We start from the raw sequence: 11,558 nt of genomic DNA on the forward strand, positions 1-11,558 counted from the left end.
GCGCAAGCGCAACGCCTCCTGGGCCCTGATCTCTTCACAGCTTCTAGGTGCGCACAGCCTCGGCGGCCCCGCGACACCCTACGGATCGGCGCCCACCCTGCGAAAACCTATAGGTCGCGCATCAGCAGGCCGTATTCCAGCTGCACATCGGCCGGCAACGGCAGATACAGAACGTGGCCATCGCCAGGCGCCACCGACTGTGCCTGCCCCTGTGCATTCTGCAGGTGCTCCAGGCTGAAACGCAGATTGCCCCGCGGCGTCATCAGCTCCAGCCCGTCACCGACAGCGAAGCGGTTCTTCACCCGCACCTCGGCCAGCTCGCCGCGGCGCTCGCCGGTCAGCTCGCCGACGAACTGCTGACGCTCCGACACCGAGCTGCCGCGCTGGTAGTTCTGGTACTCGTCATGCACATGGCGGCGCAGAAAACCCTCGGTGTAGCCGCGATGCGCCAATGACTCGAGACTGTCCAGCAGACCTCTGTCGAACGGCTTGCCGGCCAGCGCATCGTCGATGGCTCGGCGATAGACCTGCGCCGTGCGCGCCACGTAGAAGTGGCTCTTGGTACGCCCCTCGATCTTCAGCGAGTGCACGCCCATGCGCACCAGACGCTCGACGTGCTGCACCGCGCGCAGGTCCTTGGAGTTCATGATGTAGGTGCCGTGCTCGTCTTCGAAGGCGGCCATTTCCTCGCCCGGCCGGCCCGCCTCTTCGAGCACGAAGGCCTGGGCGGTCGGCGCACCCTGACCCAGGGTCGGCTCGACCACGCGGACGATCTCGCCCAGCTCGTTCTCGGCGGCCGGGGTGGCCTGGTACTGCCAGCGGCAGGCGTTGGTGCAGGTGCCCTGGTTGGGGTCGCGGCGGTTGATGTAACCCGACAGCAGACAGCGCCCGGAGTAGGCCATGCACAGGGCGCCGTGGACGAACACCTCCAGCTCCATGCCGGGCACCTCGCGGCGGATCTCCTCGATCTCCTCCAGCGCCAGCTCGCGCGACAGGATCACCCGACTCAGCCCCTGCTGCTGCCAGAACCGCACGCTCGCCCAGTTCACCGCATTGGCCTGCACCGACAGGTGGATCGGCATCTGCGGGTAGTGCTCGCGCACCAGCATGATCAAGCCGGGGTCGGACATGATCAGCGCATCGGGACGCATCTCGATCACCGGCGCCAGGTCCTTGAGGAAGGTCCTGAGCTTGGCGTTGTGCGGGGCGATGTTGACCACCACGTAGAACTGCTTGCCCTGCGCGTGCGCCTCCTTGATGCCGAGGGCCAGATTGGCGTGGTCGAACTCGTTGTTGCGCACCCGCAGGCTGTAACGCGGCTGCCCGGCGTACACCGCATCGGCGCCGTAGGCGAAGGCATAGCGCATGTTCTTCAGGGTGCCGGCAGGCGACAGCAGTTCGGGAAAACGGGGCATGACCGCAAGCTCGAAAAATCAGGGGCTGGCGATTCTATGCAGGAGGCAGGAGTGGATATTGATCTGGATCTATCGGACGCAAAAAAGCGCCCGGGCGAGACGGGAGGTGGTGCGCGCGGCCTAGACGGCCCCGCGACACCCTACGCGCCGGATCTTGCGTAGGGTGCGCCGTGCGCACCGATACCGCCACGCTCAGCGTGCGCTAGCGGCACACCTGCAGGTAGAGCGGATCGTCCTTGCCGATGCGCTTGAGCTGGGCCAGCTGCGGCTGCTTCTGCGCATCGAGCGGCAGCAGCTCGGCGCTCTCGCAGTTGAGCAGATGCGCCTGGTGCGCGACATGATCGACATGCTGCTTCTCGAAGCGATAGAGCATGAATTCGGCCACCGTGTTGCCGTCGAGCTCGCGTTTGACCAGGCTCTTGCTGTCGAGCACGGTGAAGGCGGTGATCATCGGCACGAAGTAGCTCCACGGACGCCAGAACACATGCCCCGCCTCCGTCGCCACCACCACCGATTCCGCGGGTTGACGCGCCTGCTGATGCTCGAACCAGGAGTACTCGTAGAACACCTGATAACCCAGCATCCCCAGACCGCCGAACAGCGGCACGATCCACTTCGGCAGTTTGTTGCGCGTCAGTTTGCGCAGCAGCAGGGCAATACCGGCGGCGCCGAGCCCCGCCACCACGATGGCAAGCAAAGTCCACAACATATGAGTGTTCCCGAAAAAAGACGGGCCTCCACTGGAGGCCCGTCTGTAAGACCCTGGACCATCGACCGATGGCGTCAGGCCAGGATTATGCTTAGTGGCTCAGAGCGGCACCAGCACCTTTGGGAGTACGTACGCTTTCCACCAGATCCTGGATTTCCTGCGGCGGTTCGGCAGTGACCATCGACACGGCGTAAGCCACGGCGAAGTTGATCAGGGCACCGACGGAACCGAAGGAAGCCGGGGAGATACCCATGAACCACTGGTCCGGGGTATTGGGCAGCATGTTGGTCTCCGGAATGAAGAACCAGCCCAGGTAGGTGAAGATGTACAGCAGGGTGACCACCAGGCCGGCGACCATGCCGCAGATCGCGCCCTTGTCGTTCATGCGCTTGGAGAAGATCCCCATCATCAGCACCGGGAACAGGGTTGCAGCCGCGATACCGAAGGCCAGCGCCACCACCTGCGCGGCGAACCCTGGCGGATTCAGACCCAGGTAGGTTGCCAGCAGGATCGCACACGCCATGGAGATCCGCGCTGCGCGCATTTCCCCCTTCTCGCTGATCTTCGGATTGATCAAGGTCTTGATCAGGTCATGACTGATGGCCGAAGAAATCGCCAGCAACAGACCCGCCGCCGTCGACAGTGCCGCAGCGATGGCACCGGCAGCGATCAGACCCACCACCCAGCCGGGCAGGTTGGCGATCTCCGGGTTGGCCAGAACCAGGATGTCGTTGTTCACGGTCAGCTCGTTGCCATTCCAGCCGCGCTCCTGAGCGGTAGCGGTGAAGGCCGGAGCGGCATCGTTGTACATCTGGATACGGCCGTCGCCGTTCTTGTCTTCCCACTTGATCAGGCCGGTCTGTTCCCAGGTCTTGACCCACTCAGGACGTTCTTCGTAGGCCAGCGCCGGGGCAGAAGCGCCCTGCGGATAAATGGTGGTGACCAGGTTCAGACGCGCCATCGAGGCGACTGCCGGAGCGGTGAGGTACAGCAGGGCGATGAACACCAGGGTCCAGCCAGCCGACCAGCGTGCGTCGGAAACCTTCGGCACGGTGAAGAAGCGGATGATCACGTGCGGCAGACCGGCAGTACCGATCATCAGCGACAGGGTGAACAGCACCATGTTCAGCTTGTTGCTGACATCGGCGGTGTAGGCGGAGAAGCCCAGCTCGCGTACCACTTCATCGAGCTTCTGCAGCAGCGGCACGCCGGACTCGACATGATCACCGAACAGGCCCAGCGGCGGAATCGGGTTACCGGTCAGCTGCAGGGAGATGAAGATCGCCGGGATGGTGTAGGCCACGATCAGTACCACGTACTGAGCGACCTGGGTGTAGGTGATGCCCTTCATGCCGCCGAATACGGCATAGGCGAATACCACGCCGGCCGCGATCCAGATACCGGTGGAGTTGCTCACCTCGAGGAAGCGCGAGAAGGCCACGCCAGCACCGGCCATCTGACCGATCACGTAGGTCACGGAGATGATCACCAGGCAGATCACCGCCGTCAGACGCGCACCACGGCTGTAGAAGCGGTCGCCGATGAAATCCGGCACGGTGAACTTGCCGAACTTGCGCAGGTAGGGTGCCAGCAGCATCGCCAGCAGCACGTAGCCGCCGGTCCAGCCCATGAGGAAGGTGGAGTTGGCATAACCACCGGCGGCGATCAGGCCCGCCATGGAAATGAAGGATGCAGCGGACATCCAGTCGGCAGCGGTCGCCATACCGTTGGTGACGGGATGCACACCACCGCCGGCGACGTAGAACTCTTTGGTGGAGCCGGCACGCGCCCAGATGGCGATGCCGATGTAGAGCGCGAAGGACGCGCCTACGAACAACATGTTGATGACGAATTGGCTCATGACCACTTACTCCTCGACGCCAAATTCTTTATCGAGTTTGTTCAGTCTCCACGCGTAGTGAAAAATGAGCCCGATGAAAAAGAGGATGGAACCCTGCTGTGCGAACCAGAATCCGAGGTCGGAACCGCCAACCGAGATTCCCGCCAGCATCGGCCGGAGAATCATGGCGAACCCGTAGGAAACCAGCGCCCAGATAACTAGGCTCCAGGTGATGAGCCGCACGTTGGCCTTCCAGTAGGCCGCGGCATTTGCTTGTTCAGAAGTCATAGACGCCTCCGGTTATTGTTATTCTGATGCAGCTTCAAGCTAGCAGCAGGCCAGCCAAGACCGACAGATAGACATTGGTATTAGCCGCATCGCGAGGTTTCGGGCACTCAGGGCAAACGCTGAAACTGTAGAAGAAAAAACGCATCTTCCAAGCCGCCTACTGCGACAAATGTGCATTTGATAATGATTCTCTGAAAAACTAGAATCCCGGGCCCTCCCCTGTCTTCCGCCCCAAGGATTCACTCATGCGACGCCTGGTCGTACCGCTTCTCGCCCTACCCGCCTTCGCCTGCCACACCGCCTTCGCCAGCACGGACAGCGACACGCCGCTGGCACTGGAGGAAATGCAGATCACCGCCCCTACGGAGCAAGCCGATGGGCCGGTCGACGGCTATCGCGCCACCCGCTCGGCCAGCGCGACGCGCACCGATACGCCGATCCATGAAATCCCGCAGTCGATCAGCGTGGTGCCGGCGCAGGTGGTGCAGGACGTCGGCGCGGTGCGCCTGGAAGATGCGCTGGATTACGCCGGCGGCGTGGAGCGCGGCAACAACTTCGGTGGCCAGGGTCTGACCGAATTTCTGATTCGCGGCTTCACCAGCCAGGAGTTCTACCGCAACGGTTTCGCCGTCAACCGTGGCTACCCGAACATGCCCGACGCCAGCACCATCGAGCGCATCGAAGTGCTGCGCGGCCCGGCGGCCATGCTCTACGGCCGTAGCGATCCGGGCGGCACCTTCAACATCGTCAGCAAGCAGCCGCAGGCCGAGCGCCGCACCGTGCTGGGCAGCCAGGTCAACAGCGAAGGTCTGCGCCGCGGCACGCTGGACACCACCGGTGCGCTGGACGAACAGGCCGCCTTCACCTACCGCCTGAACCTGGTGGCCGAGGGCGGCGACAGCTTCCGCGATGACGTCGAGAGCGAGCGCTACAACGTCGCCCCGGTGCTGCGCTGGCAGCTCAACGAAGACACCGCCGTCACCCTCGAAGGCGACTACCTGCACAACCGCCACCCGCTCGACCGTGGCGTCACCCGCTACTCCAACCAGAACGGCAAGCTGCCGCGCGACCGCTTCCTCGGCGAGGAATCCGCCGGCAAGCTGACCAACGAGAACGCCACTACCCAGCTGCGCATCGAACACCTGCTGAGCGATAGCTGGACCCTGCGCGGCGGCGTGCAGTACCTCGATGGCGAGATCCATGGCGGCGCCGTGGAGAACAACAGCAACGCCTACACCGGCTTGCCTGCAGGCGCCAGCAGCATCGGGCGCAACTACAACGAGCGCTGGCTGAACTGGAACGACGTCAATGCCCAGGCCAACGCCGAAGGCAACTTCGACCTTGGCGGCTTCGCCCATACCCTGCTGGTGGGCGTGGAGTACGACAAGTTCAACTACAACTCGCTGATCATCCGTTCGCCGGGCGGCGGCGCCTATCCTATCGACCTGTACAACCCGGTACACGGCCAGCCGCTGCCGGCGTTGACCCGCACCACCACCCACGACAGCGAGAACCTCGAGTCCTACGCCTTCTTCGTCCAGGACCAGATCGCCCTGACCGAACGCCTCAAGGCGCAACTGGGTGCACGTATCGAGCGTTTCGAGCAGAGCTATAACGACAAGCTCAATCCCAGCGGCAACTGGGATCAGGCGCATAACGCCGTCTCGCCGCGCTTCGGCCTGATCTACGACCTCACCGACGAACTGGCGGTGTTCGCCAACACCTCGCGCTCGTTCAAGCCCAACCGCGGCGCCGATCGCCTCGGCAATGCCTTCGACCCGGAAAAGGGCATCGCCCATGAACTCGGCATCAAGTACGACATGGCCGACCGCGACCTGAGCCTGACCGCGGCGATGTTCCATATCGTCAAGGAAAACGTGCTGACCAGCGACCCGCTGGATGCCACCCGCAGCATTGCCGCCGGCGAAGTGCGCAGCCGTGGCTTCGATATCAATCTGGCCGGCAACATCACCCCGCAGTGGCGGGTGATCGGCGGCTATGCCTACGTTGACGCCGAAGTCACCGAAAGCACCAGCGCCACCATGCCGGTGGGGTCGCGCCTGGCCAACGTGCCGCGACACAGCTTCAACCTGCTCGATACCTACGAGTTCGACGGCGGCCCGCTGGCCGGCCTGGGCCTGGGCATCGGCCTGAAGTACGTCAGCGAGCGCCAGGGCCAGACCAGCAACAACACCTTCGACATGGACGGCTACGGCCTGGTCGACCTGCTGGCCTACTACCCGCTGACCGAGAACGTGCGGCTGAACCTCAATCTGAACAATGTGTTCGACAAGCACTACGAGGAACGTGCGTGGAACGCCTGGGCCTACCCGGGTGAACCACGCACGCTGCAGGCGGGGATTTCGGTCAGCCTGTAAAGCCAAGCGCCAGGTGAACGCGGTTCACCTGGCTTGCCACCTCGTAGCCCGGATGCAATCCAGGGATGGCCTGTTGTGCCGTGCCCGGATTGCATCCGGGCTACGTGCCTTCAGAGCGGGTCGGAGACCAGCTCGATTGGCAGCAGATAGCGTTCGTCGCCGTATTCAAGACGAAACTGATCGGAGCGGGGTTCGTCCTCGAGCGTCCGGCATTCGGCATCGACCGTCACCCCATGCGCCTGCCAGTATGAGTACGTTTGAAAAGCAGGTCGCGGTAACCATCTCGGCCAACCTTGCCCGTGACGATAAGCACGCCCTTGGCCTCGCCAAACGAGGCAATGCAATCGTCGTCTCGTTCACCGCCAAAGCTCTCCACTACCAGCGCCCCCATCAATGAGCGCAACCCTTGCTCTTGCAACTCGTAGAGTGTGAGCTCGGCTTCCGCGAAGGGATTCATGCGCGACCCGTTGCGACGACTGATGCGAACGCCAAAGGCGAGGTCATCCCCACGCAGGCGATAAGGCGCGGTGTCCAGGGCCAGCCTGTCTACATAGATCGCATCCCAATCCAGCTGGTTTGGCTCGATCAGGCGTGCCAAGAAGGTTTGTCTGGCGTTATCCAGCACCAGCACTTCAAGATCCGCCTCGCCATGACTGTCGTGCTCCGCGCGCACCAGCGGCATCGCGATCAAGGTCAGCCCAGGCCGCGCCGGCCAGACCTTGCAGATGCTTTGTTCGACATCCACCCGGTAACGTCCACGCTCGTCCTGCAGCACCTGGCCCGTTGCATGGCCCGGGTGGGCCTGTTCGATCCAGGCAGGCAGTTGCTGCCGGCAATCGTCGGCCTGCGCTGCAGCGACCAGCAGCAGGCCGCAGCACGCGGCGAAAACCATACGGTTCATCCCTGAGCTCCTTGCTATTCATCCGGACGCGACAGTCTAAGCCGGGCCTTGGCCGCTGCCCACCGGACGCCAGCGAAACGCCATTAATCCCCGCTCCTTCCCCGCCCTACGCCCTCGCAAAACGCCGCACAGAGGATGTGCCACCCGGCCGCCCTGGCCAGTATCGCCTCGCTGGAAGAAGTACCCACAACAACAACCAGGGACGCACACCATGCACGATTCGAGATTGCCGCGGTATCTACTCGGCCTGCTGCTCGCAGGCTCCACCCTGGCCGGCGCCGAGCCGCTGCAGCCCGGCCCCGACGAGGCGCTGCTGTACTACCAGCGTAGCGACGGCGACTACGCCGGCTGGGGCCTGCACCTGTGGAACACCCCGCAATGCAGCGGTGTGCGTGACGGCACCAGCTGGGACCGACCGCTGGCGCCGGCCGGCGTCGATGCCGAGCATGGCGCCTGGTTCAGCATTGCGCTGACGGCCGACGCCAGCTGCCTGAACCTGATCATGCACCGCGGCGACGACAAGGACCTGGGCGGCGGCGACCTGATCTGGCGCCTCGACGAGCTGGGCCGACGCGCCTTCAGCCAGAGCGGCAGCGCACAGCTGTCGGCCACCCCCATCGTCGGCACACCGCTGGCCATCGACGGCGCCCGCGCGCACTGGCTCGATCCCTTCACCCTGGTGCTGCACGGTGACAGTGCGGCGGCGCGGCTGGAGCTGCGCTACGCGCCGCAGGCCGATATCCGCATCGACGGCGAGCAGCGCAGCGTCAGCGGTGGCCGCGCCATCGCCCTGCGCCCCGGCAGACTCAACGCAACGCTCAAGGCCAGGTTCCCGCATCTGGCCGAACAGCCGGCCTACCGCCTGGAGGTCGGCGCCAAGACCCTGCGCAGCGCGCTGAAGAGCCAGCTGCTGGTGCTCGCCTACGACCAGGACGAACGCCTGCTCAGCGCCACCCAGGTGCAGACGCCCGGCGTGCTCGATGCGCTCTATGCCTACTCCGGCCCGCTGGGCGCCGAAGTCACCAGGCATGACGTGCGTTTTCGCCTCTGGGCCCCCAGCGCCCAGCGTGTGCGCTTGCATGCCTTCGACCGCAAGAAACGCCTGCTGCCCGGCTTCCCCAAAGAGATGCGCGAGCATCACGGCGTGTGGACCTACAGCGGGCCGAAGCAGCTGGACCGCGCCTACTACCAGTACGAGGTGAGCGTCTATCACCCCGTCAGCGGCCGCATCGAAACCAGCCTGACCAGCGACCCTTACGCCCTCAGCCTGTCGCGCAACAGTCAGTACGCCCAGGTGGTGGATCTGGACGCCGCCGACCTCAAGCCGGCCGGCTGGGACAGCCTGCGCCCGCCGCGCGCGGCCAAGCCCGAGGCGCGGGTGATCTACGAGACCCACGTGCGCGACTTCAGCGCCAGCGACAGCGCGCTGCCGGCCGCCCAGCGCGGCACCTACCTGGCCTTCACCCAGCCCACCAGCCGCGGCGTGCAACACCTGCAGGAGCTGCGCAAGGCCGGGCTGACCGACGTACAGCTGCTGCCGGTATTCGATATCGCCACGGTGGACGAAGACCCGGCCAAGCGCGTCGACCTGGACGAGCCCTTCGCCAAGCTCTGCGCGCTGTCGGCCAGCGCCCGGCGCAACTGGGCCGGCTACTGCAACGCCGGGAGCATCCGCGAGGTGCTGCAGGGCTTCGACCCGGCCAGCAGCGACGCCCAGGCGCTATACGCCGACCTGCGTGCGCTGGACTCCTTCAACTGGGGCTACGACCCCTTCCACTACACGGTGCCGGAGGGCAGCTACGCCAGCGATGCCGAGGGCGTGGCGCGCATCCGCGAGTTCCGACGCATGGTCCAGGCGCTGGCGGAGATGGGCCTGACCACGGTGATGGACGTGGTCTACAACCACACCCACGCCTCGGGCCTGGGCGAGCAATCGGTGCTCGACAAGCTGGTGCCCGGCTACTACCACAGGCGCCACCCGGTAACCGGCGCGGTGGAACGCTCCACCTGCTGCGACAACACCGCGTCCGAGCACCTGATGATGGAAAAGCTGATGATCGACTCGCTGCGCGTCTGGGCGCGCGACTACAAGATCGGCGGCTTTCGCTTCGACCTGATGGGCCACCATATGCGCAGCAACCTGACCAGGGCCCACAAGGCGGTGCGCCAGATCGACCCGCAGACCTACCTCTACGGCGAGGGCTGGAACTTCGGCGAGGTGGCCGATGGCGCCCGCGGCGTCAACGCCATCCAGGCCAACATGGCCGGCACCGGTATCGGCACCTTCAACGACCGCCAGCGCGACGCCGTGCGTGGCGGCAGCCCGTTCGACGGCGGCGACAGCCTGCGGCGCTTCCAGGGCTTCGCCAACGGTCTCTACCTGCTGCCCAACGAGCTCAATAGTGGCAGCGCCGGGGAACAGGCCGAGCTGCTCAGGCTGAAGGATCTGATCCGCGTCGGCATCGCCGGCGGTCTGCGCGACTACCGCTTCGAGAGCGCCGATGGCAGCCGCCGGCGCGGCGCCGAGATCGACTACAACGGCCAGCCGGCCGGCTACACCCTCGATCCGCAGGAAACCGTCAACTACGTCTCCAAGCACGACAACCAGACCCTGTGGGACATCAACCAGTACAAGCTGCCCGCCTCCCTCTCCAGCGCCGAACGGGTGCGCCTGCAGCTGCTCGGCCTGGCCGTACCGCTATTGAGTCAGGGTGTGCCCTTCATCCACATGGGCTCGGACATCCTCCGCTCCAAGTCGATGGAGCGTGACAGCTACGACTCCGGCGACTGGTTCAACGCGGTGGACTTCACCTACCAGGACAACAGCTGGAATAGAGGATTGCCACGTGAAGACAAGGACGGCGAGAACTGGCCGCTGATCCGCCAGATCATCGCCGACGCCAACGCCAAGCCGAGCAGTGCCGATATCCTCGCGGCCAGGCGGCAGTTCCTCGAACTGCTGCGCATCCGCAGCGGCAGCCCGCTGTTCCAGCTCGACAGCGCCGCCGAGATCGACCGGCGCCTGCGCTTTCACAACACCGGCCCCGACCAGCTGCCCGGCGTGATCGCCTTCAGCCTGGACGACGGCCGCGGCACAGGCCGCGATCTCGATCCGCGGCACGAGGCGCTGATGGTGGTGTTCAACGCCGGCGCCGAGCCGATCAGCCTGCCCGGCGCCCAACCCGGCCATCGTCTGCACCCGGTGCAACGCGACTCCAGCGACGCCCGCATCCGCCAGGCCAAGGTGGAGAACGGCCAGTTCCAGGTGCCCGGGCTGAGTGTGGCGGTGTTCGTTCTGCCGCAGGAAAAGCGGCGCTAAACCCTGGCGCCGCTGGCTCGGCATTCGCTTCGTAGGGTGCGCTGTGCGCACCGGCCATGGAGACGGAAACGTTGGTGCGCGCGGCGCACCCTGCGGCAGAGCCCATGGTCTGGGCATTCGAGTAGGGTGCGCTGTGCGCACCAGGCCTCCGCTTGCCGACGGTGGGTATGGTGGTCAAGCGGGGCTTCGGTGGCCCATGCAAGGGCAAAAACCCCGGTTGCTAGCGGTGCGCACGGCGCACCCTACGACCGCGTAGGGCGGGTGCAACCCGCCGGATTTCCTGCCGCTTCGCGCGGCGCAAATAGCGCCGCGATCCGCCGTGCCAGGCGGCGTCCGACGCGCGCATCCTCGCGCAAGCCGATATGCCCGCTCATGCCCGGTACCACAGGCGCATAAAGCCCAGCGCCAGCAGCAGCCCGAGCTGGCCGAGCGCGGCGCACAGCGCCAGGAAGGAGCGCAGGCTGCTGTTGCTGGCGGCATCCGGCAGGCCGCTCAGGGTGCTCCAGAAACCTTCCGGCAGCAGCACCAGGCTCAGGTGAGCCAGCGGCTTGCCGGTCAGCAGCAGACCGTCGATCAGGTTGAACCAGCCGAAGAACATCAGGCCGATCAGGATCATCACCGCCACCACCAGGCCCAGGGCCAGGCAGGCGGAAAACTGCATCAATGCACGCATGGGGTCAGCTCCAGATTGGGGGCGCGGCCTGCGCC

8 protein-coding genes are annotated in these 11,558 nt (G+C 65.2%); 2 read left to right on the forward strand and 6 right to left on the reverse strand.

The window, feature by feature from the left end; all coding sequences use genetic code 11:
• Nucleotides 1–107: 107 nt before the first annotated feature.
• From trhP to L1F06_RS22275, 4 genes are all read right to left on the reverse strand, one after another.
• Nucleotides 108–1,415 carry a prephenate-dependent tRNA uridine(34) hydroxylase TrhP gene (gene trhP / locus L1F06_RS22260; protein ID WP_129482537.1) on the reverse strand — a complete coding sequence of 436 codons (1,308 nt, stop codon included), beginning with the start codon at nt 1,413–1,415 and terminating at the stop codon, nt 108–110.
• A gap of 202 nt (nt 1,416–1,617) precedes the next feature.
• Nucleotides 1,618–2,124 (reverse strand): hypothetical protein, encoded by a 507-nt coding sequence (locus tag L1F06_RS22265; protein WP_096825416.1) that lies wholly within the window; start codon nt 2,122–2,124, stop codon nt 1,618–1,620.
• A 91-nt stretch (nt 2,125–2,215) separates the two neighbouring features.
• Nucleotides 2,216–3,985: a sodium:solute symporter family protein gene (locus L1F06_RS22270; protein WP_004373676.1), complete on the reverse strand. Its 1,770-nt coding sequence runs from the start codon at nt 3,983–3,985 to the stop codon at nt 2,216–2,218.
• Between the two features lie 6 nt (nt 3,986–3,991).
• Nucleotides 3,992–4,252, reverse strand: a complete 261-nt coding sequence (locus L1F06_RS22275) for a DUF4212 domain-containing protein (RefSeq protein WP_004373678.1) — start codon at nt 4,250–4,252, stop codon at nt 3,992–3,994.
• Between the two features lie 245 nt (nt 4,253–4,497).
• On the opposite strand from L1F06_RS22275, the gene L1F06_RS22280 reads away from it, so the two are divergent.
• The gene (locus L1F06_RS22280; RefSeq protein WP_129482536.1) at nt 4,498–6,630 is read left to right on the forward strand and encodes a TonB-dependent siderophore receptor; all 2,133 of its coding nucleotides are present in this window, start codon (nt 4,498–4,500) and stop codon (nt 6,628–6,630) included.
• A gap of 226 nt (nt 6,631–6,856) precedes the next feature.
• Here the strand turns inward: L1F06_RS22280 and L1F06_RS22285 are convergent, their stop codons facing one another.
• Nucleotides 6,857–7,531 carry a PA3715 family protein gene (locus tag L1F06_RS22285; protein ID WP_252576696.1) on the reverse strand — a complete coding sequence of 225 codons (675 nt, stop codon included), beginning with the start codon at nt 7,529–7,531 and terminating at the stop codon, nt 6,857–6,859.
• Nucleotides 7,532–7,742: 211 nt separating this feature from the next.
• Here L1F06_RS22285 and pulA point away from each other — a divergent pair, with 211 nt between their 5' ends.
• Nucleotides 7,743–10,850 (forward strand): pullulanase-type alpha-1,6-glucosidase, encoded by a 3,108-nt coding sequence (gene pulA / locus L1F06_RS22290; protein WP_129482535.1) that lies wholly within the window; start codon nt 7,743–7,745, stop codon nt 10,848–10,850.
• Nucleotides 10,851–11,220: 370 nt separating this feature from the next.
• Here the strand turns inward: pulA and L1F06_RS22295 are convergent, their stop codons facing one another.
• Complete coding sequence (locus L1F06_RS22295) at nt 11,221–11,523, reverse strand: hypothetical protein (RefSeq protein ID WP_012019939.1); 303 nt, start codon at nt 11,521–11,523, stop codon at nt 11,221–11,223.
• Between the last annotated feature and the right edge of the window lie 35 nt (nt 11,524–11,558).

It is taken from the genome of Pseudomonas hydrolytica, from assembly GCF_021495345.1.
GTDB classification, from domain to species: domain Bacteria; phylum Pseudomonadota; class Gammaproteobacteria; order Pseudomonadales; family Pseudomonadaceae; genus Aquipseudomonas; species Aquipseudomonas hydrolytica.